The organism is Streptomyces sp. NPDC055966 (assembly GCF_042269865.1).
In the GTDB taxonomy this organism is placed as follows: Bacteria; Actinomycetota; Actinomycetes; order Streptomycetales; family Streptomycetaceae; genus Streptomyces.
Genome location: NZ_JBHJYK010000050.1, coordinates 1 through 22754, shown reverse-complemented (window position 1 = coordinate 22754; position 22754 = coordinate 1). Strand labels below are relative to the sequence as shown.

The 22754-nt window shown below is 71.9% G+C and carries 17 protein-coding genes; 9 read left to right on the top strand and 8 right to left on the bottom strand.

The features are described 5' to 3' along the window. The coding region (locus ACFC8N_RS47640; RefSeq protein ID WP_376295952.1) for a methionine adenosyltransferase domain-containing protein at positions 1 to 309 on the top strand (309 nt) is incomplete at its 5' end. Between the two features lie 69 nt (positions 310 to 378). Here ACFC8N_RS47640 and ACFC8N_RS47635 read toward each other — a convergent pair. Next, positions 379 to 1743 carry an acyltransferase gene (locus ACFC8N_RS47635; protein WP_376295951.1) on the bottom strand — a complete coding sequence of 455 codons (1365 nt, stop codon included), beginning with the start codon at positions 1741 to 1743 and terminating at the stop codon, positions 379 to 381. Between the two features lie 259 nt (positions 1744 to 2002). On the opposite strand from ACFC8N_RS47635, the gene rfbH reads away from it, so the two are divergent. Then, on the top strand, positions 2003 to 3304 hold the full coding sequence (gene rfbH / locus ACFC8N_RS47630) for a lipopolysaccharide biosynthesis protein RfbH (RefSeq protein WP_376295950.1): 1302 nt from the start codon (positions 2003 to 2005) through the stop codon (positions 3302 to 3304). An 80-nt stretch (positions 3305 to 3384) separates the two neighbouring features. Here rfbH and ACFC8N_RS47625 read toward each other — a convergent pair whose 3' ends face one another. Both ACFC8N_RS47625 and ACFC8N_RS47620 read right to left on the bottom strand, forming a co-directional pair. Then, positions 3385 to 4608, bottom strand: a complete 1224-nt coding sequence (locus tag ACFC8N_RS47625) for a macrolide family glycosyltransferase (protein ID WP_376295949.1) — start codon at positions 4606 to 4608, stop codon at positions 3385 to 3387. Between the two features lie 49 nt (positions 4609 to 4657). Further along, positions 4658 to 5251, bottom strand: coding sequence for a dTDP-4-dehydrorhamnose 3,5-epimerase family protein (locus ACFC8N_RS47620; RefSeq protein WP_107471433.1), 594 nt, complete (start codon positions 5249 to 5251; stop codon positions 4658 to 4660). Positions 5252 to 5502: 251 nt separating this feature from the next. Here ACFC8N_RS47620 and ACFC8N_RS47615 point away from each other — a divergent pair, with 251 nt between their 5' ends. Next, a complete protein-coding gene (locus tag ACFC8N_RS47615) occupies positions 5503 to 6507 on the top strand; it encodes an NAD-dependent epimerase/dehydratase family protein (protein WP_376295948.1) in 1005 nt (334 codons plus the stop codon). 31 nt (positions 6508 to 6538) lie between these two features. Here ACFC8N_RS47615 and ACFC8N_RS47610 read toward each other — a convergent pair whose 3' ends face one another. From ACFC8N_RS47610 to ACFC8N_RS47595, 4 genes are all read right to left on the bottom strand, one after another. Further along, positions 6539 to 7330: an AfsR/SARP family transcriptional regulator gene (locus ACFC8N_RS47610; RefSeq protein WP_362823690.1), complete on the bottom strand. Its 792-nt coding sequence runs from the start codon at positions 7328 to 7330 to the stop codon at positions 6539 to 6541. After that, positions 7324 to 8328 (bottom strand): dTDP-glucose 4,6-dehydratase, encoded by a 1005-nt coding sequence (gene rfbB / locus ACFC8N_RS47605; protein WP_362823689.1) that lies wholly within the window; start codon positions 8326 to 8328, stop codon positions 7324 to 7326. The genes ACFC8N_RS47610 and rfbB overlap by 7 nt, the downstream gene beginning before the upstream one ends. Positions 8329 to 8406: 78 nt before the next feature. Continuing rightward, positions 8407 to 9657: an activator-dependent family glycosyltransferase gene (locus ACFC8N_RS47600; RefSeq protein WP_376295947.1), complete on the bottom strand. Its 1251-nt coding sequence runs from the start codon at positions 9655 to 9657 to the stop codon at positions 8407 to 8409. Positions 9658 to 9704: 47 nt separating this feature from the next. Next, positions 9705 to 9914 carry a ferredoxin gene (locus ACFC8N_RS47595; protein WP_356038815.1) on the bottom strand — a complete coding sequence of 70 codons (210 nt, stop codon included), beginning with the start codon at positions 9912 to 9914 and terminating at the stop codon, positions 9705 to 9707. A gap of 330 nt (positions 9915 to 10244) precedes the next feature. On the opposite strand from ACFC8N_RS47595, the gene ACFC8N_RS47590 reads away from it, so the two are divergent. From ACFC8N_RS47590 to ACFC8N_RS47565, 6 genes are all read left to right on the top strand, one after another. Beyond that, positions 10245 to 11468 carry a cytochrome P450 gene (locus ACFC8N_RS47590; RefSeq protein WP_376295946.1) on the top strand — a complete coding sequence of 408 codons (1224 nt, stop codon included), beginning with the start codon at positions 10245 to 10247 and terminating at the stop codon, positions 11466 to 11468. A 66-nt stretch (positions 11469 to 11534) separates the two neighbouring features. Beyond that, positions 11535 to 12755, top strand: a complete 1221-nt coding sequence (locus ACFC8N_RS47585; protein WP_356038810.1) for a cytochrome P450 — start codon at positions 11535 to 11537, stop codon at positions 12753 to 12755. Between the two features lie 5 nt (positions 12756 to 12760). Then, positions 12761 to 14170 carry an acyltransferase gene (locus ACFC8N_RS47580; protein WP_376295945.1) on the top strand — a complete coding sequence of 470 codons (1410 nt, stop codon included), beginning with the start codon at positions 12761 to 12763 and terminating at the stop codon, positions 14168 to 14170. Positions 14171 to 14378: 208 nt separating this feature from the next. Beyond that, positions 14379 to 17270, top strand: a complete 2892-nt coding sequence (locus tag ACFC8N_RS47575; RefSeq protein WP_356038805.1) for an AAA family ATPase — start codon at positions 14379 to 14381, stop codon at positions 17268 to 17270. Between the two features lie 501 nt (positions 17271 to 17771). Further along, positions 17772 to 20666: an AAA family ATPase gene (locus ACFC8N_RS47570; protein WP_376295944.1), complete on the top strand. Its 2895-nt coding sequence runs from the start codon at positions 17772 to 17774 to the stop codon at positions 20664 to 20666. Between the two features lie 451 nt (positions 20667 to 21117). Next, entirely contained in the window at positions 21118 to 21831 is a 714-nt protein-coding gene (locus ACFC8N_RS47565; protein ID WP_356038799.1) for a LuxR C-terminal-related transcriptional regulator, read from the top strand. A 203-nt stretch (positions 21832 to 22034) separates the two neighbouring features. Here the strand turns inward: ACFC8N_RS47565 and ACFC8N_RS47560 are convergent. Further along, the coding region (locus ACFC8N_RS47560) for a phosphopantetheine-binding protein (protein ID WP_376295943.1) at positions 22035 to 22754 on the bottom strand (720 nt) is incomplete at its 5' end.

The window sequence follows — 22754 nt, the reverse complement described above, 5'->3', positions numbered from 1 at the left end:
AAGAACGTGGTGGCGGCCGGGCTGGCCTCCCGCTGCGAGGTGCAGGTCGCGTACGCGATCGGCAAGGCCGAGCCCGTCGGTCTGTTCGTCGAGACCTTCGGCACCCACAAGGTCGAGACCGAGAAGATCGAGAAGGCCATCGACGCCGTCTTCGACCTGCGCCCCGCCGCGATCATCCGCGACCTCGACCTGCTCCGCCCGATCTACTCCCAGACCGCGGCCTACGGCCACTTCGGCCGGGAGCTGCCCGACTTCACCTGGGAGCGCACCGACCGCGTGGACGCCCTGCGCAAGGCCGCGGAGATGTAGCTCCGTCCCCTTCGCGATGGGGAAGCGGGTCCCGGTCCCGGCCGGGGAAGTCGGGACCGGGACCCGCGTTCAGGGGCTGCCCAGCCGGTCGGCGGCGCTGTGCAGACATGCGGCCCACCGTGGCTCGGCCAGCGCGTCCGCGGCCTCGCGGGGAACGCTCAGGCGGACGTCGCGGCTGTGGTCGTCGTCCGGGGTGGGTGTGACCAGTACGGTCCAGGGAATGGGGTTTGCCGGGAACTCGAACCAGAACGGCCGGCCGGCGCCGAACTCCAGCGCGTACACGGGCAGTCGGCTGGCGTTGTTCAGCGCGACCGTCCCCTCGAACGCGTCCAGCGACATCCGGCTGAGGACCCGCGCGGAGCGCCCGGCGCGCCGCTGGGCCGCCAGGAAGGCCACCTCCTGACGTACCCGTTCGGGTGTGACACGGTCCAGGGCGGCGTGTACCGCGCCGACGGCACGGGCGAGGGGCTCCTCGCGCAGCTCGCGGGCCCGGAGCACGGCCGTGGTGTTGGACACCGCGTTGCCCCAATAGCCGTCCGGGAGACGGTCCTTGAGGGCGGCCCGCAGGCCGACGACGATGCCCAGGCGCTCCTCGGCGTCGGGTGCGCGGTCGCGCAGCGCTCCGAGGACCCGCCACACGTGTGCCCCGAGTGCGTCGCCGCTGGAGGCGGGGGGCCGGTCGTGGTCCTGTCCGGCGCGTGCGGTCTCGCGCAGGGCGAGGACCTCCGCGGCGGTGAAGCGGACGGTGATGGTGCGCATCGTGTGCGCGCGGGCGTTGACCTTCCAGAGGAACCCTAATTTCCGCCGTCCGGTGACGACCTCGTACTGCGGGTCGTCCGGCTCGGGTCGCGCGTCGTCGGCCAGGCCGTCCAGGAGCGCACGGTCGTACGGGGAAGCGGGGAAGTCCTGCCCCGCATGCGTGCGGGACCAGTGGTGCAGGAAGTCGAGGAAACCGCCGCCGTCGACAATGCTGTGGTTGATGCTGACGCCGAGCACGGAGCCGCCGCCGCGCATGTGCGTGACCTTGACGGTGAGCAGCGGCGTGTCGTGGCCGACGACGCGGAAGGCGTTCACGGAGTGGATGTAGCGGCGCAGGTCCCCTCTGGCGGACCGGTCGGGCCCGTAGTCCGGCATGGCGCTGTCGCGGTGGGCGACGGCGAGGACGGCACCCGCGTCGTTGCACACCACGCTGAGTCCGCCGTCGTCGTCGCGTACGAGGCGCCCGGTGAGCAGCGGATAGTGCGCCAGGGTGCGGCGCAGGGAGTCGGCCAGGGCGTCGGCGTCCAGGGTCTGCCGGTAGAAGAAGGTGCGCGGTGTGGCGAAGGTGCCGTTCATCAGGTCGTGGACGCCGAGCCGGACACGCTCACCGGACGTGCCTCCTCCGCGCAGGACGACGGTGCGCTCGGGTTTGCCCGGCGGGCGGCCGTACTTCATCGCTTGCGGCTCCAGGGATGGACGAAAGCCCCACGGGGGCCGGGTACTTCACAGTGCCGGATGCCGGACGATGAAATCCCCAGACGCGCGGGCTTTTGGTGGTTCCCTAGAATCGTCCGGTGTGCCTGGCCCGTGGGCGGGCGCGCGTGCTGGTCTGGAGTTCCCCCGATCGAATGCGATACGGGTGTGGGGACCCGCTTCGACTGCGAGCCGGCCGTACGTATCGTCCCCACCGGTACACAACAGGAGGCCATCAGCCGTGGGGAACGACAAGACCGAGATCCTCGACCTGGTGCGGGAGTACCACCGTTCCACCGCCTCGTCGGGGTTCGTGCCGGGCAGCACGCCGGTGCTGGCATCCGGAGCGGTGCTCACCGAGGACGACCGGGTGGCACTGGTGGAGGCGGCGCTCGACATGCGGATCGCCGCCGGCGTCAGTTCACGCAAGCTGGAACGATCGCTGGCCAAGTACTTCGGTCTGCGCAAGGCGCATCTGACCAACTCCGGTTCGTCGGCCAACCTGCTGGCGCTGAGCAGCCTGACCTCGCCGCAGCTGGGCGAGGACCGGCTGAAGCCGGGCGACGAGGTGATCACGGTTGCCGCCGGGTTCCCCACGACGGTCAACCCGATCCTGCAGAACGGCCTGGTGCCGGTCTTCGTCGACGTCGAACTGGGCACCTACAACGCGTCGTTGGAGCGGGTGGAGCAGGCGATCGGCCCGCGCACCCGGGCGATCATGATGGCGCACGCGCTGGGCAATCCCTTCCAGGTCCGTGAGATCGCCCAACTGGCCCAGGACCGCGACCTGTTCCTCATCGAGGACAACTGCGACGCCCTGGGCAGCACCTACGAGGGGCAGCTGACCGGAACCTTCGGTGACCTGGCGACCGAGAGTTTCTACCCTGCCCACCACATCACCATGGGCGAGGGCGGCTGTGTGCTGACGGACAACCTGATCCTGGCCCGGGTCGTGGAGTCGATGCGCGACTGGGGCCGCGACTGCTGGTGCGAGCCGGGTGAGGACAACCGCTGTTTCAAGCGGTTCGAGCAGCAGATGGGGTCACTGCCGGAGGGCTACGACCACAAGTACATCTTCTCCCACGTGGGCTACAACCTGAAGTCGACGGACATCTCCGCGGCGCTCGGACTCCAGCAGCTCAGCCGCATCGACGAGTTCGGCAAGGCGCGTCGCCACAACTGGGCCCGGCTGCGGGAGGGCCTGGACGGGCTGCCGCACCTGCTGCTCCCGGAGGCGACCCCAGGCAGCGACCCGAGCTGGTTCGGCTTCGCCATCACCGTGCAGCCGGGCGCGCCGTTCGAGCCCGCCGCCCTTATCGACCATCTGGAGTCCAGCAAGGTCGCCACGCGCCGCTTCTTCGCGGGCAACCTGACCCGTCATCCGGCCTACGAGGGGCGGGAGTTCCGGGTCAGCGGCCCGCTGACCAACAGTGACATCACGACCGAGCGGACGTTCTGGATCGGTGTGTATCCGGGGCTGACCGACGAGATGATCGACTACAGCATCGACACGGTCATGGAGTACGTGACCCTGCCGCACTGAGTCTCGCCCGACACCGACGGGGTGGGTCCCGGCACCGGACGGTGCCGGGACCCACCCCGTCGTGCGTGTGCGGCGGACGCTCAGCCGGCCGCCGGGGTCGCCGGGTCCTGGGTGGCCCAGGTCTCCAGCAGGTCGGCGGCGCGGGGGGCGCCGCCCGCCGTGCGGATGGCGTCGCGGAGGGCGGCGAGGGCCGCCGGTCCGTCGGGGTCGGCGAGCAGTTCCGCCACCGTGGCGGCGAGACCATCAGCGGTCAGTCCGGTCCGGTCCAGGGCGCGTCCGACCCGGCACTCCTCCAACCGCCGTGCGCTGAGCACCAGTTCGTGGGCGGTCGGCAGGGCCACCACGGGGGTGCCGTAGGACAGGGACTCCATCAGGCTGCCCATGCCGGCGTGGCAGACGAACACGTCGGCGTGCGGCAGCACTGCGGGGTGCGGCAGCCAGGGGTGCGCTTCGACGTGTGCCGGCAGCGGGCCGAGCAGCGCGGGGTCGCTGCCCCGGCCGAGCGTCATGACGACGTGCCAGTCGGCCGGCGGGAAGGCCTCGGCGCACAGGCGGAAGAAGTCGCCGCGGTCCCCCGCCTCGGTGCCCAGGGAGACCAGGGCGACCCGGCGCCCGTCTCCGGGCGGCGACCAGAGGCCGGGCTCGGGCTCGCCGAACGTGGGACCCACGAAGGCGAACCGGTCGTCGAAGCTGTCGCCCTCGATCTGGAAGGCGCGCGGCAGGAAGACCAGGTTGCGGGTGTCCCACTCGGCGCCGTAGCGGCCCATCTCGTCCAGTCCGATGCCGTGTTCGCCCATGAAGCCGATGAGCACCCGGGCGCCCTCGGCCATCAGCGGGTGCCCGGGGTCCCACATCTGGGCGCGCAGCGAGAACTTCTCGTTGGCGGCGTGGCTCGGGCAGACCTGCACCGGTACGGCCCCCAGGACGCGCGCGAGCACGCGGGCGGCAGCGACCGTCTCGAAGTCGTAGAGCACGACGTCGGGCGGGTCGCCGGCCAGGGCGTCCAGGGCGGCGGGGTAGACGGTGCGCACGGTGTCGAGGAGGAGGTCGAAGCCGTCGCGGGCGAGCCGGTCCGGGTTCGGGTCGGCGGCCCGGTAGAAGTCGCCGCGCGCGGAGGCGTAGGTCACGGCGCGGGCGCCGCAGTCCGCCACGACCGGTGCGAAGCGTTCGTCGACGACGTAGGTGACACGGTGGCCGCGGGCGCGCAGTTCGCGGGCCACTCCCAGCGTGGGGGCGATGTGGCCGTAGTCGGCGAACAGGAGCAGGGCGTAGTGGCGCGGGGGTGTGGGCGTGCCGGGCGGCATCGGCTCTCCGAAAGGTGTCTGACGGCCCGGGGAGGGCCGCGGCGGTGGATCAGCGGGCGTCCGCCCTCAGCGCCTCGTAGTGCGCCAGGCAGTCCTCGTAGCGGGCCAGGAGTCCGGTGTCCCGGGCCTCGGCGACGGAGATCGCCTTCAGGTCCTTCTCGGACATCAGCGGCGCCTCCGACAGGCTCCAGGGCAGGGCGAGATCGGGGTCGAAGGGGTCGATGTCCACCTGGGTGCCGGGCACGAACTCGGTGGAGCACAGGTAGGACACACAGGTGTCGTCCGTGAGGGCGAGGAAGCCGTGCACCAGGCCCTCGGCGACGAACAGCGTCTCGCCCGTCTCGGCGGAGAGCCAGTTCGCCTCGTGCACTCCCCACGTGGGGGAGCCGACCCGCAGGTCCACGACGATGTCGAGGACGGCGCCGCGCACCACGCACACCACCTTGGCCTGCCCCGGTGGCAGCAGTGTGCCGTGCAGTCCGCGCAGGGTGCTGCGGCGCGACACCGAGTAGTTCACCTGCGCCACGGGCACGGGGCGGCCGATCTCCGCGGCCAGCCTGTCGTGCCGGAACGACTCGTAGAAGCTGCCGCGCTCGTCACGGATCTGGTGCGGCGTGATGTGGTACGCGTCCGGCACAGCCATCTCTCGAACCTTCATGGTGGCCACACCGTAGGGCGTGGGGATCGAGGACCGATCGAGAGCCGTCGGTGGACGGTTCCGGTCGATGGAGATCGATGACGATCCTTGACGATCGATGGAGGTCCATGAAGGTCGATGGAGTCTGGAGCGATCCTCGATCGACGGCTGCTTCAGTGGTGTCGTCAGACCCGCGATCGGGCGGGGCAGCGACGGTGAACGGGTGCGCGGTGCGCGGATCCGGGAGGAGAGACGGCATGCCGGAGGTCGGTGCGCTGGGACGGCCGTGCGAGGCGGACAGGGGGTCCGGCCGCGTGCTGGTTCTCGGGGCGACCGGATTCGTCGGCCGTCATGTGGGAGCCGCCCTGGAACAGGCCGGCTACGAGGTCCTCGCCGTCGCCCGTCACCCCCGCAAGACTCCGGCGTCCTGGCGCTTCCACCCCATGGACCTGGTCGACGCCGAGCCGCGGGCGATGGTCGAACTGATCGACGAGGCAGGCCCGGTGGGCGTGGTGAACGCCGCGGGAGAGGTGTGGTCGCCCACGGCCGACCGGATGCGCCGCAGCAACCAGCTGCTCGTGGATCGGCTGCTCACGGCGCTGGCCGCCGCCGGCCCGCGGCCACGACTGGTGCAGCTGGGCTCGGTGCACGAGTACAGCCCGCAGCCCCGGGAGGTGTGGCTCACGGAGTCCTCCCCGGAGGAACCGGCCACCGACTACGGGCGGACGAAGCTGCACGGCACGCGGGCGGTGCTGCGGGCCGCCGGGACCGGTACGGCGGACGCGGTGGTGCTGCGGCTGTCGAACGTGATCGGCGCCGGCACCCCTCGGGGGAGCCTGCTCGGCCAGGTGGCCGCGCAGCTGCTGGAGGGGGCCGCCGAGGGGCGGACGGCGGAGGTGCGGGTGTCGCCGCTGCGCAGCAGCCGTGACTTCGTCGACGCACAGGACGTGTCACGGGCCGTCGTCGCGGCGCTGCGTTCCCCGGACGCCGGCGGTCGCGTGGTCAACATCGCGAGCGGTGTCTCGCAGCCGGTGCGGGACATGGTGGACCTGCTGATGTCGATCAGCGGCCGTCCCGCCCGGCTCGTGGAGCGTCCGGTCGCGCAGTCGCGTGGGCTGACGGACACCGACTGGATGGCCGTGGACGTGTCGGCGGCGCGCACGCTTCTCGGCTGGCGGCCGCGGCGTACGCCCCGCGACATGGTGCGGGATCTGTGGCAGGCCGCGGCCGAGCAGCAGGACGGCCCCGCCGCCGACGGGTGAGCGGGCGGCCCCGGCCGCCGTGGACGGCACGTCAGCCGGGCAGGAGGTCCAGGTCGGCCGTGCTGACGCGGTCGGTCAGCACGTGCTGGCGCAGCCGCTGCAACCCCGGTGAGGGGTCCAGGCCCAGTTCGTCGCGGAGTTGGGCGCGCAGCCGCCGGTAGACCTCCAGCGCCTCGCCGCGCCGGCCGCACCGCTCCAGGGTGATGATGAGAGCGCCCTGGAACCATTCGTGCAGCGGCCGTGCGCAGGCCAGCTCCTTCAACTCACCGACGAGTTCACGGTGCCGGTCCAGGCGCAGGCCGGCGATGACCCGCAACTCCTCGGCCTGAAGGTGGAGTTCCTTCAGGCGCAGGGCGTGCCCGTGCACGGCCGGGCCGGGAGTGACGTCGGCGAACGGCGGTCCGTCCCACAGCCCGAGGGCCCGGTCGAGCAGCGCCTCGGCGCCGGCCGGGTCACCGGCGGCGAGTGTCGTGCGGGCCAGGCCGGTGAGATGGGCGAACTCCTCCGCGTCGCACTCGCCCGGCCCGACCTGCAGCAGGTAGCCGTGGGCGTGGGTGACGAGCGGACCGGGCTCGCCGGGGCCGGGGTCCTCGCCACCGTGCAGCGCCTTGCGCAGCTGGTACGCGTACGTCTGCACGGTGGCGGTGGCACTGCGCGGCGGGTCCTCGGCCCACAGCTCGGTCGTCAGCGCGCGCAGCGAGACGACCGAGTTGCGGCGGGCGAGCAGCAGGGCGAGCACCTGGCGGACCTTCGGTGCCGTGGGGGTGACGTCACGGCCGTCGGCAGAGACCCGCAGCGCGCCGAGAGTGTGCCAGGTCAGCACGGTGCGGTTCCCGTCCCCGTACCGGGCCGGGTGGTCCGGCTCCACACCTCGGGGTTGTCCCGGTACCAGGCGACCGTCTCGGCGAGGCCCTCCGTGAAGTCGACGTGCGGCTTGTAGCCGAGCTCGACGTGGGCCTTGCGCCAGTCCACGGAGTAGCGGCGGTCGTGGCCCTTGCGGTCGGTGACGTACTCCACGCTGTCCCAGTCGGCGCCGCAGGCCTCCAGGAGGAGTCCGGTCAGACCGCGGTTGTCCAGTTCGGTGCCGCCGCCGATGTTGTAGACCTCACCGGCGCGGCCCCGGGTGCGGACCAGTTCGACGGCGCGGATGTGGTCGTCGACGTGCAGCCAGTCGCGCACGTTCAGGCCGTCGCCGTAGAGCGGGACCTTCTGGCCCGCGAGCAGGCGGGTGACGAACAGCGGGATGATCTTCTCGGGGTACTGGTGGTACCCGTAGTTGTTCGAGCAGCGGGTCACGCACACGTCCAGACCGTGGGAGCGGTGGTAGGACAGCGCGATCAGGTCGCTGGACGCCTTGGACGCGGCGTACGGCGAGTTGGGGTGCAGCGGCTGCTCCTCGGAGCAGGAACCGGCCGGGATGGAGCCGTAGACCTCGTCCGTGGAGATGTGCACGAACCGGTCGATGCCCTGGTGCAGGGCGGCGTCCAGCAGGGTCTGGGTGCCCAGGACGTTGGAGCGTACGAACTCGGCGGCGCTGGCCAGGGATCGGTCCACGTGGGACTCGGCGGCGAAGTGCACCACCTGGTCGTGCTCGGCCATCAGGCCGTCGACCAGCTCGCGGTCGCAGATGTCGCCGACGACGAGCCGGTAGCGGTCGGAGTGCGCCACCGGGTCCAGGTTGGCCAGGTTGGCGGCGTAGGTGAAGGCGTCGAGCACGGTGACGGTGACGTCGTCGGGGCCGAGGGCCCCGAGCAGGGTCCGGACGTAGTGGGAGCCGATGAAACCGGCACCGCCGGTCACCAGGATGCGCGTCTGACTCATCGTGGGTGCGGCGCGTCACCGGGCGTGCCGAGCGGGCGCCGTCCTCCTTTCTGACGGTGTGTGCGGTCGCGCCGGGGTTCAGCGGGCCGCGACGAGACGTTCGAGTTCCGCGACGACGGCGTGCGGGGTGGGCATGGCGGCGGACTCGTCCCGCAGCCGGCGTGCGGCGGCGGCATGGGAGGGATCCTCCAGGAGTCGCCGGGTGAGGTCGCTGACCCGGTCGGGGTCGGCGTCGGTGTGGTGCAGGAAGAAGCCGGCGCCGGCGTCTTCGAGGGAGCGTCCGCGCAGTTCCTGGTCCGCGACGAGGGTGGACACGGCGAGCTGCGGCACGGCGTTGACCAGGGCGGTGGAGAAGCTGCCCCAGCCGCCGTGGTGGACCACGGCGGAACACGTCGGCATCAGGGTGCTGAGCGCGACTCCGCTGACGGCCAGGACATTGGCGGGCAGGTTGTCCAGCTGCTCGGCCTGCTCGGGCATGAGGGCGGCGACGATGTCGGCGTCCAGCCGCGACAGGGCGCGCAGCAGTTCGGCGATGTCGACGTAGTCGCCTCCGTAGGCCTCGGTGTTGGTGCGGCCCAGGGTGACGCAGACGCGGGGCCGCTTGGGCTCCTCGCGCAGCCACTGCCACCGCACCGCGGGGCCGTTGTAGGGCACGTACCGCATCGAGATCTGGTGCAGTTCGCTCGGCGGGCGCAGGCTCGGCGGCAGCGTGTCGAGGGTGAACTGCCCGTTCAGCAGCTCCTCGTCGCAGCGGACCCCGTAGGCGCTTCCGCGTTCGTCGATCCAGTCGGCGAGGGGGTCGGCGCGCTGGTCCTCCGGCACGTCCTGGGCGAGTTCGACGAACGTGGCGCGGGCCTGACCGTAGACGTCGGCGGACCACAGCAGGCGCGCGTGCGCGGCGCCGCAGGCGCGTGCGGCGATGCCGCCCGCGTAGGCGATCGGGTCGCGTACGACGAGGTCGGGCCGCCAGTCCCGGGCGAGTGCGACGAGGTCGTCGAGGATCGGGGCGTTGTAGCGGGCGAACCCGTGGGGAACGCTGATGGAGTACCGCTCGACCAGGCTCGCGTGGTCGACGTCGCCGTAGCCCAGGCGGCTCCAGTTGGCGACGTCGGCGTCCTGCGAGTCCCGGGCGACGGCCATGTCGCGATGGACGTCGTCGTGGTCGGTGCCGATCGGCGCGGCCACCAGTCCGGCGCCGGTGACGGCCTCGTTGAGCGACGGCGCGTTGGCCATCAGCACCTCGTGTCCGGCGGCCGTCAGGGCCCAGGCCAGCGGCACCATCGTGAAGACGTGTGACTTCTCCGGCAGGCCGGCGAACAGGACGCGCATGGATTCCTCTCCTCAGTCGGTTCCGTGGGGGTGGCCCGGGGCGGCGCTCAGGCCGCCGGATCCCGGTCCTCCGTCACGGTGATGGCGCTCAGCGGGCAGGACTCGGACGCCTCGCGCACGGCGGGGGCCTGCGCGGCGCCGGGCCGGTCGACCAGCAGCAGGGCCAGTCCGTCGTCTCCCTGGTCGAAGACCTCGGGGGCGATGAGGGCGCACTGGCCGGCGCCGATGCACCTGTCGTGGTCGATCGCGATGTCCATGCGGGCCTCCTGTGCGCTCGCCGTGCCGGACCGGTGGGTTGCCGCGGCGAGCTCATCTTGCGGTGCCGGTGCGGGGATCGGCCGTGCGCGGGTCGCTGTCTGGGGTTTCCTCCAGAGATTCGGCCGGTGTGCGGGCCGCGGGAACCGGTGTGCGCGGGGCGGGGGTTGTGGGTACTCGCCGGTTCTCGGGTGAATCCCTAGACAGCGCGGGCCCCGCTGGCCCGGCGCGGCGCGGTCGTGTTGGGGTGGCCGGGCGACCGGGTGGCGGCGCCGGTGAAACGGACGGTGCCCGCGGGACCGTCGTACGACATCTGCGAAAGGGGAATCCGGGTGGCGCAGCAAGGCACCTCGGACGTGCTCGACCCGACGCCCGGGGCCGACGTCCGGCTCGAACGCCCGCCGACCGTCGAGCCCGACGGCGGCGTCACGCTGCTGGCCTGGGCGGCGCGGATGCGCGAGGAGCAGCCGGTGTGGCGGGACGGCAACGGCAACGTGCACGTCTTCCGCCACGCCGACGTGCAGCGGATCCTCGCCGATCCGGCGACGTTCTCCTCGGATACGGTGGGCCGGCTGTCGGGCGGTGAGAAGCAGGCCCCGCGGGGCACGCTGCTGCTCCTGGACCCGCCGCTGCACGGCAAGATGCGCCGTCTGGTGAGCCGGGCGTTCACCCCGGGACTGATCGCCGGCCTGGAGCCGTGGATCACCGAGCTGACCGGGCAGTTGCTGGACGCCGCCCCCGAGGACGCCTTCGACCTCGTGGACGCGCTGGCCAACCCGCTGCCGGTGACGGTCATCGCGCGCATGCTGGGCGTCCCCACCGAGGACCGCGACCGGTTCCAGGGCTGGGCCGACCAGTTGCTGTCGACCGATCCGGACGACCCCGAGAGCGTACGGCGGATGGAGGAGACCGCGGTCACCATCTCCGCGTACCTCCAGGGCTTCATCGAGGCCCGCCGCTCGGAGCCGAGCGGTGATCTGCTGGGCACCCTGGTCGGCGCCGAACTCGACGGTGAGCGGCTGGACGACGAGGACATCGCGAGTTTCGCCACGCTGCTGCTGCTCGCCGGGCACATCACCACGTCGGTGCTCGTGGGCAACGCGCTGCTGTGCCTGGACCGCGATCCGGAGCTGCTGGAGCGGGTGCGCGCGGACCGTTCGCTGGTCCCGGCGGTCCTGGAGGAGACGCTGCGCCTGCGCCCGCCGTTCACCCGGATCGAGCGGGTCACGACGGCCGCCACCGTCGTCGCCGGCACGGACCTCGGCCCCGACACCCTCGTCCATCTGTGGCTGCTGTCGGCCAACCGGGACGAGGAGGTCTTCGAGGACGCGGACGCGTTCCGCCCGGAGCGCTCCAACGCCCGGCAGGCCGCGTTCGGACACGGCATCCACTACTGCATCGGGGCACCGCTGGCCCGGCTCGAAGGCCGGATCGCGCTCGACGCGCTGCTGGACCGGTACAGCGGCATCGCCGTCGACCCGGCGGCGCGGCTCAGCTGGCACGGCACGAACGTCTTCGGTGCCCGCCATCTGCCCCTGCGCGTGCGGCGCGCGTGAGGCCGTTTCGCCCATGTCTCTCCCCCATCCCCTCAGCCTCGGCCCCTCTCGCGACGGAGCGACTCCATGAAGACCAGGCCCGGCCCGCCCGTGATTCCCTCGGAGCGGGGAAAGTGCCCGTTCGACCCGCCCACCGAGTACGCCCGGCTGCGTGCCGAGCAGCCGGTCAGCCCCGTCACCTTCCAGGTGGCGCCGAAGGACACGTCGGGCTGGCTGGTGACCCGTCATGACCTGGTCCGGCAGATCCTCGCCGACGACCGCTTCAGCCACCGCAACGAGTTGCTGGCGCACGTGGTCGCGCCGCCGTTCCCGATGACCGAGTACGCCCCGCAGCCCTCGCCGCCCGGGTCGTTCGCGAAGATGGACGCCCCTGAGCACACCAAGTACCGGCGGCTGCTGGCGGGCCACTTCACGCTGCGGCGCATCCAGCAGTACGAGCCGCAGCTGACGCGCATCGTGGGTGAGGCGCTGGAGGAGATGGCCGCCAAGGGCTCGCCCGCGGACCTGGTCACTGACTTCGCCGAGAAGGTCAGCCTGCGCTCGGTGTGCTCGCTGATGGATGTCTCGCCGGAGCTGATGGACGGCATCCAGGAGCACTTCTCGGCGCTGATGACGCTCACGTACACGCTGGAGGAGTTCATCCACCACGTGGAGTCGATGGACGGGCTGATCCGTCCGATGGTGCGCGAGCGGATGGCGGAGCAGGGCGAGGACTTCTTCGGCCGGCTGGCGTCGACCGGTGAGCTGACCGAGGACGAGCTGGTCAACCTCGCCGTCCTCACCCTGGGCGGCTCGCTCGACACCACGCCGAACATGCTGGCCCTGAGCACCTTCGCCCTGCTGGAGCACCCGGACCAGCTGGCCCTGCTGCGCGAGCGGCCGGAGCTGTACGAGGCCGGGGCGGTGGACGAGCTGCTGCGCTATCTGACGATCTCTCAGATGGGTTCCAGCCGTTGCGCGTTGGAGGACGTCGAGATCGGCGGCACCACGATCAAGGCAGGTCAGACGGTGGTGCTGTCGCTGCCCGCCGCCAACCGCGACCCCGAGGTCTTCACCGACCCCGACCGGCTCGACGTCACCCGTGTCCCCCGCAAGCACCTCGCGCTGGGCTTCGGCGCGCACCAGTGTCTGGGCCAGCACCTGGCACGGGCCAGCATGCGGATCGGGCTGCGCAGCCTGTTCGAGCGCTTCCCGTCGTTGCGGCTGGCGGCACCGGCCGGGGAGGTGCCGCTGCGCGACCGAGCGGTGCACTACGGCGTGGACCAGCTGCTCGTGGCCTGGGACTGACAGCCATGGCACGAAAGGGCTCCGGGCGCCGTGGGGCGAAGAAGGACCTGCCCGCGTTCCGCACGACCGTCGACAGCCGGGTGGAGCGGGTGCACACCGTGCGCGCCGGGACGGCCGACGGCGCCCGGATCCGGCTGACCGGCTACGACCTGCTGACCGGACCGTGGTACACCCCTCTGACGTTCTTCTACCGCGACACCCTCGACGGCGCGGCACTGCGCGACTCCCTGGCGCGCACGCTGCGCCGCTACCCGCTGCTGGCCGGGCGCCTCCAGCGCGACGCGGACGGCGGCCTGAGCGTGCTGTGCAACGACGCGGGCGTCCGGTTCACCGAGGCGTCCTGCCCCGACCCGATGCGCGACTACGGCCACGGTCTGCGCGCCGCGCCGGTCATCGGGGAGCTGCTGCGCGAGGTGAGCGCCTTTCGCGTGGTGGACCGGGACACTCCGCTGCTGAAGATCCGGCTGACGCGGATGAAGGGCGGCGGATCGGTCCTCGGCGTGCTCATCAACCACAGCCTCGCGGACGGCGGCAGCACCGTCGCCTTCCTGGAGAGCTGGTCGCGCGAGCACCTCGGGCTGTCGTGGGAGGAACCCAGTCACGACCGTGGGGTGCTGGACGCGCTGGGCCGGCTGTCCGCGGACCCCGCCACGCGCGCAGGGCGGGCGTTCGTGGCCGTGGGCCGGGTGCGGCACCTGGCGACCACGCTGCGCGTCGGTGTCAACAAACTCGCCACGATCACCACCCGGTTCGGCGCGGGGGAACTGGCCGCGCTCAAGGCCGAGGCCCAGCGGACCCTGCCCGCCGCCGACGTGTGGGTGTCGACGAACGACGCGCTCACCGCGCACCTGTGGCAGGTGCTGGGCGAGCTGCGGGACCGGCCGGCCGACGCCGCGGAGTGGCTCGGGCTGATCGTCGGTGCGCAGAGCCGGCTGGGCGACGCGCTGCCGACGTCGTACTGGGGCAACTGCGTCAGCAACAGCTGGACCTCGCTCACCGCCGCCCGGTTGCGCGAACTGCCGCTCGGGGCCGTGGCGTGGGACGTGCGGCGCTGTCTGGACAGCAACACCGAGGACAAGATCCGTGACGAGATCGCCTTCCTCGGCTCCTACCGGGGCAGGGGCGTGTCCCGGCACGTGATGTCGGTGCGGGCCCCCGACGTGTCGACGACGTCCCTGTCGGTCAACAACTGGTCGCAGTTCCCGCTGTACCGGATCGACCTGGGCGCGGGACGCCCCTTCTGGTACGAGTTCCCCGACCTGCCGGTGCCGACGGTGCACATCGCGCCCACGCCGCAGGAGGACGGGGGCCGGGACGTGTATCTGTGTCTGCCGGAGTCCGACGCCGCGCTCGCGCACACACCGCAGTGGCGGGAGCGGCTGCACGCCCGCGGCGCGGCGCCCGTCGGATCGTGACGCCCGCCGGCCGGCCGGCGAAGGGGCGGGATCAGGGCGCGGCTGCGGGAAAAAAGCGATCCCATACCTCTCCCGACCTGGTATAGGCCAAAATGGCCCATGGGGAGGGGTGTTGCCGGGCCGGCGTGCCGGTCTGCGCGGTCGATCCCCCTGGGGGCGGAACAGGTCCCGGCTCGCCACCGGCGTTCCGGGAGAGAGGTACAGGGTGATGATCACTGCGCACGGGGACAGCTCCCGGGAACCGCAGCCGGGCGGACCGGAGCCGGTGGAGCGTGAGCGTGAACTGGCCCTCCTCGGCGAGCTCGCGCGACGCACCGCGGCCGGCGACCCGGGTCTCGTCATGCTCGAAGGCCCTGACGGCATCGGCAAGTCGACCCTGCTGTGTGCCCTGATCGCCCAGGCGCGGGCCCAGGGCCTGCGCGTGGTCCACACCCGCGCCGACCGGCAGGACCACCGGCGGCCGCTGAGCACCGCCCACGACCTGCTGGCCGGCCTCGACGCCGGCAGGATGCCGCCGCTCACGTGGCCCGAACCACCGGGCACCTCCGGCCCGGACGCACCCGTGCCCGGGTCTGACGCGCGCGTGGCCGGGTCCGCCGACGTCGACGGTGCGGGCGTGCCCTTCGACGTACTCGCCGAACTGCACGAGATCGTCCGGTCGGCCGCGGCGAACGGCCCGTTGGCGATCGTCGTCGATGACGCGGAGGAGGCCGACGCCGCGTCGCTGCGCTTCCTCGCGCACGGCGCGCGCCGCATGGCGGGGCTGCCCGTACTGATAGCGCTGACCCGCCGCAGCGGCACACATGTACCGGCCCTCAACGAGGTGGCGGCCCTCCCCCTGTGCCGGGTGCTGCGGCCACGGCCGCTGACCGGTGCGGGGATCGGCCTGCTGGCGCGACGGCTGCTCGGTACGGAGACCGACACGGCCTTCCACGAGTCCTGTCTCGCGGCCACGAACGGCAACCCGCTGATGGTGGCCCGGCTCCTGACGGCTCTGCGCGAGGAGGAACTCCCGCTCACCGCCGACCACTTCACGTCCGTGTCCGAACAGGACATCCCCGCGTTCCGGCTGCGCGCGGCGCGGCTGCTGCACCGGCACCCGGAGGCCACCGTACGCGCGGCCCGCGCCCTGGCCGTGCTCGGGGACGAGGTCTCCCCGGAGACCGGCGCACGCCTGGCCCTGCTGGACAGCGCCGTCTTCGCCCGCTCCCTGCTGGCCCTCGTCTTCATGGGACTGGTCACCTCCAACGCCGACGGCACCTGGTCCTTCGCCCACTCCCTGCTGCGCAACACCGTCCTGGGCGAGATGTCCGAGGAGGAGCGCGACACCGCACACGGCCGGGCGGCCCGGCTGCTGCACGACGCCGGGGCCAGCCCCGCGGAGGTGGCCGAGCACCTGCGTCAGGCGCCGTCCACGACACACCAGCCCTGGGCCCGCACCGTGCTGCGGGAGGCCGCCCGTGAGGCCATGCTCCGCGCCTCCCCGATGCGCGCGACACAACTGCTGCGCCCGTGTGTGCCCGAGGGCACCGAGGAGGACTGCGAACCGAGCCTGCTCGTCGAACTCGGTGTGGCGGAGAGCCGGATCGACCCCGAGGCCAGTGTCCGCCACCTGAGCACGGCGCTGGACCGGGCGACCGAGCCGGAACTGCGGCTCCAGGCCCTCAGGTCGCTCGCCGAGGCACTCACCCGGCAGGGGCAGGTGGACCGGGCCGTCGGACTCCTGACCCGCTACCGCGCCGAGACGGCCGTCCCTCTCTCCGGCACGGCCGATCCCCAACTCGTGGAAGCCCGGCTGCTGATGGCGGCCACCGGCAACCGCGCCGCCTTCACCCAGCTGTTGGAGGCCGTCTCCTTCGACCTCTCCCTGCCCGGCGGCACCGCCGAGGAGCGCGCACTGCTCGCGGCCCGCGCCGCCATCTCGGTGACCCGCCTGGACCGGGTCGCCGAGGCGGTCGCCGCCGCCCGCACCGTCATCGGCCGCGGCACGGCGGCCAACGACGCCCCGCTCTTCCTCGCCACGGCCGCTTCCGTCCTGCTCTACGCCGACCTGCCGCACGAGGCCGAGTGCAGCTACCACCGGCTCCTCGAAGGCACCGACGCGCTGCTCGACCAGACGTATCCGAGCCTGCTCGCCCTCAGCGCGGAGGCGCACCAGCGGCTCGGCTCCCTCGACCCGGCACTGCGCGCCACCGCCACCGCCCTCAAGGACGTCACCGTCTCGCGCGCCAGTCGGTACGAGGCGCTGCCGCTCGCCGTACGGCTGCACGCCCTGCTCGACCGAGGTGACCTGGCTCAGGCCATCCTGCTGGAGAAGGAGATACCCGACCCCGTCCCGGACGACTCCTGGCAGTGGAACGAGGTGCTGTGCGCCCGCGGCCGGCTGCATCTGGACACGAAGGACCACGAGCGGGCGCTGGCGGTTCTCAAGGAGTGCGCGCGCCGGCAGGCGGAATGGCAGCGCATCAGTCCGGCCGTCTCGCCCTGGTGGTACTGGGCCGGGCACGCCCATCTCGCCCTGGGCGACCACGGCGCCGCCGCCGCGCTGGCCGAGGAGGCCGTCGCCGGTGCCCGGTCCGCGGGCCTGCCGTGCGCCCTGGGCTCAGGTCTCGAACTGTGGGCGGCGGCGAGCGACGGCGAGCGGCCGCTCCTGCTGGAGGAGGCCGAGCAGGTGCTCATGGGCACCCGGGCCGCCCTGGTGCGCGCCCGCGTGCGGGTCGCCCGGGGCAAGGCGCTCCAGCGGCTCGGATACACGAAGGACGCCCGCGCGGTGCTGCGGCAGGGCTGGGAGGAGGCCTACGACGTCGGGTCCCGGTCCCTGTACACCGTCGCCCACCGGGCCCTGCTCGCCACCGGCGCGCGGCCGCGCCGACCCGTGTCCCGGGGCTTGGGAGCGCTCACACAGAGCGAGTCCCAGGTGGCCCGCCTCGCGGCGTCCGGCCGGTCGAACGCGTGGATCGCCGAGTCCCTGTACGTGACACAGCGGACGGTCGAGGTTCATCTGACCTCGGTGTATCGCAAGCTCGGCCTGTCCGGGCGGCGACAGCTGCGGGACGTGCTCACGTCGGAGGAGATCACCACCTCCGAGCACGAGCAGTGACGATCCGCCCCAAGACGCTCCGAGCACGACCGGTAATCATTACAGAATGCTGTCGGTTTCCGCTCCGCTTGACACAGCCATTTGACCTTCATTCAGGAATCATTAAGCATTCCCGCCTCGATTCCATTCACCCGACACGCAGGGCGTCCACCGGCGCTCACGACCGCCGTCCCGCGCTGTCGCGGCCGCCCCTGACCTGGCCAGGGGCCCGACGGCCGAACACGGCGACGCCTTGTGCAATTCGGCGCACAAGCCCGACTTTATCGCGGACTTTCCGAGCCCCCTTGCTGGCGCACCCCTCGCTATGATCTGCTGATACTCAAGATGTCAAGCAGCCGTGAGTGAACCTTCGGGACTTCTTCTGTATGAGCGATGCCATGGACTCTCCTCGCACTGTCCCTCGGAGGGGGCACCGGCCGATCCGCCGGTCCCGGACAGCACAGCGACCGCAGAGTTCCGCCGGCCCGGTCGGCGCCCCGCGTACGAGGGAGTACGAGCACGGTGTTACTAGAACGCGAGTCCGCCCTTGCGCAGGCCACCGCCGCCCTGCGCCGCGCCGAGGGCGGAGAGGGCTCGCTCCTCGTCGTCCGGGGTCCGCTGGGCGTGGGCCGGTCGACCTTCCTGGAGTCCTTGGCGACCCTCAGCCGTGACCACGGGTTCGTCCTTCTGCGGGCCCAGGCGTCCGCTGCCGAGGAGCCGTTCCAGTTCGGCGTGGTGGGGCAGTTGCTGGACTCGCTGCGCGGGGTCGTCCCGCCCGACGACCTGGCCCGCTGGCTGCGGCGGGCCGACGCCTCGCTGCCCGGGGGCACGTCGCACACGGCCCTCGGGGACGGCACGCCCACGGCGACCTCCGCGTCGTCCGCGCTCAGCCGGCAGCGGGCACCGCGCTGGCTGACGGTGCTGCTCGGCTGTATACAGGACGACCGCCCGGCGGTGCTCATGGTGGACGACCTCCAGTGGGCGGACACCGGATCCCTTCAGGCACTCGCCCTGTCGCTGGCCCGGCGCGCGCGTCGGCGGATCCTCTTCGTGTTCTCCGTGCTGCCCGGTGACGTACGCGGCACCCGGCAGCACGTCCGCGAGGTGCTCGCCCCCCAGGACTTCCGGGCCGACCCCGGGTGCGCCGACGGCCTGTTCCGGTCCGACGACACGGTGTCCGACCGGGCGCTGGAACTGTCGCCGCTCGGCCTCAACAGCGTGCGTCTGCTGGTGGAGAAGTCCCTCGGCGGCGCGACGGACCCGGTGTTCGTGGACACCGTCGCGACGCGCTCCGGCGGCAACCCGCTGCTGCTGCGGACGGTGCTGGACGAGGCGCAGTACCTGAGACTGCGTCCGACGGCCACGGACGCCGTCGTCGTGGCGACCCTGCGCCCTGAGCGCGTACGCCAGCGTCTCGACGCGTTCCTGCGGTCACAGCCCGACCATGTGCGGCGGGTCGCCTACGCGCTCACCCTGCTCGGGCCCGCGGCGGACGAGCAGTTCGTGGCCCGGCTCGCCGAACTCGACGACGCGGGAAGGGACCAGGCCGTCGAAGTGCTGCGCCTCGCCGGTCTCGTGGACCGGCGCTCGTACCGGCTCACCTCGGGCACGGTGCTGCGGGACCTGCTGGAAGAGAACATGCCCGCCCAGGAACGCACCGTCATGCGCGGGGTGACGGCCGAACTGCTGCACCGCGCCGGCCACCCGGCCGAACTCGCCGCGGAACAGCTGATGGCGGTCATCACCCTGCGCGGCCCGAAGGCGGTGCAGATCCTGCGCACCGCCGCGGCCAGCGCACAGCGCCGCGGCTCCCCCCGGGACGCGGCACGCTATCTGCGGCCCGCCCTCCTCGATTCGTCCCTCTCGGGGCACAACAGGGCGCGGCTGCTCGTCGATCTCGCCACCTCGGAACGCAGCTTCGCGACCGCCGCCTCGCTCCGGCACGTCGTGGAGGCCGTACCGCTTCTCTCCACGGTGCGGGAGCGGGCCGACGCCATACTGCTGCTGGGACCGCTCCAGATGGACCCGCCCGCCTTCCGCATCGATGTCATCCGGGCCTCCATCGCCGACGAGCTGCGCCGCTCGGACACCGGGGACACGACGGAACGCGAGCTGGCGCTGCGCCTGGAGGCACGCGAGCACATCCTGTCGGCACAGGACCCCGCGCACATCCAGCGGGCGCTGCGGCGCCTGCGCGACCTCGGCCCCTCCCCCCGGCCGGCCACCCCGGGCGAACGGGAGTTGGTCACGTCACTGATGCACATCGCGTTCGTCGCCGGCTCCGTGCCCGCGGAGCAGCTGGCGAGCCTGTGCACCCGCGTCCTGGAGCAGGAGCGGCCCGTCCCCGACCACGTCCACAGCACCGTGCCGTTGGCCGTGAACATCCTCGCCGGCGCGGAGCACACCGAGGGCGCGGCCAACTGGCTGCGTGAGGCGCACCGGCTCGCCCAGCGCCGCGGCGGTGACGTGGAACAGGCCGTCATCCGCTGCGAACAGGCTCTGGTCGCGCTCGCCGACGGACACCGGACCTACGCCCGGGACAAGGTCGTCCAGGCCGACGCCCTGGCGGGCCCGGAGGCCAGTGGTCTGCCCACCGTCTGCGCGGCGGTCCTCGCGATCGTCGCGATGAACACCGACGAGCCCGAGCTCGCGGAACAACTCCTCACCCAGCACCGGCTGCATACCGAGAACCAGCACCTGGCCGCGCTTCTGCACGTGGCGCGGGGCACGCTCGCGGCCCGGCGCGACGAGGCGCGCACGGCGCTGGACCACTACCGGACCGCCGGCCGGCGCACCGAGCAGATCGGCTGGCTGAACCCGGTCGTCCTGCCGTGGTCGTCGTGCGCCGCCCTCATGCACCACCGCCTGGGCGAGCACGAAGAAGCGCTCGCCGCAGCGCAGTTGGAGCTCGACAGATCCCGGGCCTGGGGCGCGCCCACCGCACTGGGGCGCGCCCTGATCGTCCTCGGCCGGGTCACCTCCGGACGCAAGGGCCCCGAGTTGCTCGAAGAGGCCGCGACGGTCCTGGAGAAGAGCGGCAACGCATACGAACTGTCCCGGGCCCTGTACGCGTTGGGAACTCATCGTGAAACCCACCGCAACCGGAGATCGGAAGCCCTCAAACGGGCACACGAACTCGCAAACGAACATGGCGCCCCCGCGTTGGCGAGGAAAATCGGCAGCAAACTGGCCGAGAGAACCGGGGAACCCGAAGCCCGCGGCAACAGACTGACCCCCTCGGAACGCAAAGTCGCACGTCTCGCGGCGGCAGGACTCAGCAACTCAGACATCGCAAGTCAACTCGGCACATCATCGCGGATGGTGGAGAAACATCTTACGAACTCCTATCGGAAACTTGGTATCCCCGGGCGCCCCGGGCTGGCCAAAGCGCTCACGGGGGACGACACCGAGCAGTGAGCCCCAACTCCGGGCACCAGGAGGGCACCAACCGGTCAGTAACCGGGCACCATCCGCGGAGAAACGGTCACACCCTCGCTCCGACGCTCTATCCCGCGCACCACCGGCGACGGCGTCGGCCGCGACACACGCCCGACCACTCAACGAAATCGGTTGGTGACACAGCGGGACACTTGGCCGTTCAGGGGGCTGCCACTCGGCTGCCCTCAGTGCCGCGGGGCCCGTGCGACCGCACCACCGAACCACCGAACCACAGTGTTTTGGAGCCACGCAAAAGTTTGCTTGACCCGTCTGTAGGCATATTCCTAGGCTCGATCACAGTTGATCAGATGCGCACAGAGACGGGGGACCGGCCGATCTCGGAACCGGAAGCAGCAGCATCGCGTCCGATCAAATATGCCTTCGGGCAACAGATTCCCCACATCTGAATGCAGAAAGACGGTGCGTCGCAGTGACCACGCGAATAACAGGCCCCTGGCACAACAGGGACAGGGCGGCGGCCCCGCGCACTCCTTCGGAGTTTCACCGAACTCAGCCGGATCACCGACACCGCACGGAGAGCAGCCGTCGCTTCTACACGGCACACATCGACACCGACATGCACATCGTGGCGGCGGAGCATGATTTCTCCCGCCAGTTCGGAAGAACGTCCGCCGACATCTGCGGACGGAGTCTCTACGATCTTCTGCACCCCAGCTCGCCTTCCGTTCTCAACCGGCACTTCAACCGGTTGTCGGAAGGGCGCTGTAACCGCTTCGCCGAGCGCATGGTCGGCCTGGGCGACGAGGGGCGGGCCTTTTCCGGAGAACTGACGGGCATCGCCGTCCAGAACACCACCGGGCTGCTGGCCGGGATCGTCGTACAGGTCAGGCCGGACGCCCAGGCACCCGACACGGACTCCGAGGAGGGAGTCCTCAACCCCGGCGAGCGGCTTCTCAGCAAGCTCGACGCACAGGTCCTGGAGGGCGTCGCCAGCGGCGCCTCCACGGTCCAGCTCGCCGCTCGTCTCTACCTCAGCCGGCAGGGCGTCGAATACCATGTCGGTCTCATGTTGCGGAAGTTGAAGGCACCAAACCGCGCCGCCCTCGTGGCGCGTGCCCACTCCATGGGCATGCTGACCGTCGGCCAGTGGCCCCCGCGGGTCCTGCCGGACTTCATCAAGTAGCGACACTTTCGCCACCGGCCTGACGCCTGGCGCACCAGTCACGCTGTGCGTCGATCCGGGCCACCCCCAACAGCTGTGTCGGCGGCCGCACCGTCTCGAACGGTGCGGCCGCCGACGCATGCGCGGCGCCAACGCACCGACAGAGCAGGGACGTTACCGAAGACCGGGCACGGTGCCCGGTCTTCGGCGGCACTCCCCCGCGGCTACTGCTCCAGCTCGCGGCTGATGAGGTCGAACAGCTCCTCGTCGCTCGCACCGTCCAACTGCTCGCCGAGAGACGGGCCGTCACCGTCGGGCCCGGCGCCGAAGAGCTCGATCTCGCTCAGGAGCGTCCTGAGCCGGGCGCCGAGGAGCGCGCGGGCGTCGTCGTCCGGATCCGCCTTCATGATGCGGGCGATACCCGTCTCCAGGTCCGCCAGCATGGTCGCCACGGTTTCGTTCTCCCCGGACAGTTCGGCGTCCAGATGCTGCGCCAGGGCGGCCGGCGTGGGGTGGTCGAACACCAGGGTCGCGGGCAGCGCCAGACCCGTGTCCTCGATCAACGCATTGCGCAGCTCCACCGCGGTCAGCGAGTCGAACCCCATGTCGCGGAAGGCCCGTTCGGCGGCGACCGCGGTCGTGTCGCCGTGCCCCAGCGCCTTGCCCGCGGCACGCCGTACGTGGTCCAGGAGAGCATCGGCGCGCCCCTGAGGCGACAGCGCGGCGACGCGCTCGACCAGGGCGGGCCGCCCCGCGCCGGCAGCGGAGGAGTCGAACGGCGCGTCAGGCACCGTCATGACGGCGGCCGCCTGGGGGAGACCGGCGAGCAGGGGGCTGGGACGACGACTGGTGAACGCCGGAACGAAACGCCCCCACTCCACATCAGCCACCACCACCGAACCACCCCCACCCTCCAACACCGAACCCAACCCCACCAACGCCCG

Bases quoted from the DNA above. Each gene is read 5' to 3' on its own strand.
- ACFC8N_RS47625 (WP_376295949.1), bottom strand. From the start codon at position 4,608: ATGCCGCCCGGCACGCCCACACCCCCGCGCCACTACGCCCTGCTCCTG.
- ACFC8N_RS47580 (WP_376295945.1), top strand. From the start codon at position 12,761: ATGGCACGAAAGGGCTCCGGGCGCCGTGGGGCGAAGAAGGACCTGCCC.
- ACFC8N_RS47575 (WP_356038805.1), top strand. From the start codon at position 14,379: ATGATCACTGCGCACGGGGACAGCTCCCGGGAACCGCAGCCGGGCGGA.
- ACFC8N_RS47600 (WP_376295947.1), bottom strand. From the start codon at position 9,657: ATGCGCGTCCTGTTCGCCGGCCTGCCGGAGAAGTCACACGTCTTCACG.
- ACFC8N_RS47595 (WP_356038815.1), bottom strand. From the start codon at position 9,914: ATGGACATCGCGATCGACCACGACAGGTGCATCGGCGCCGGCCAGTGC.
- rfbB (WP_362823689.1), bottom strand. From the start codon at position 8,328: ATGAGTCAGACGCGCATCCTGGTGACCGGCGGTGCCGGTTTCATCGGC.
- ACFC8N_RS47585 (WP_356038810.1), top strand. From the start codon at position 11,535: ATGAAGACCAGGCCCGGCCCGCCCGTGATTCCCTCGGAGCGGGGAAAG.
- ACFC8N_RS47615 (WP_376295948.1), top strand. From the start codon at position 5,503: ATGCCGGAGGTCGGTGCGCTGGGACGGCCGTGCGAGGCGGACAGGGGG.
- ACFC8N_RS47620 (WP_107471433.1), bottom strand. From the start codon at position 5,251: ATGGCTGTGCCGGACGCGTACCACATCACGCCGCACCAGATCCGTGAC.
- ACFC8N_RS47635 (WP_376295951.1), bottom strand. From the start codon at position 1,743: ATGAAGTACGGCCGCCCGCCGGGCAAACCCGAGCGCACCGTCGTCCTG.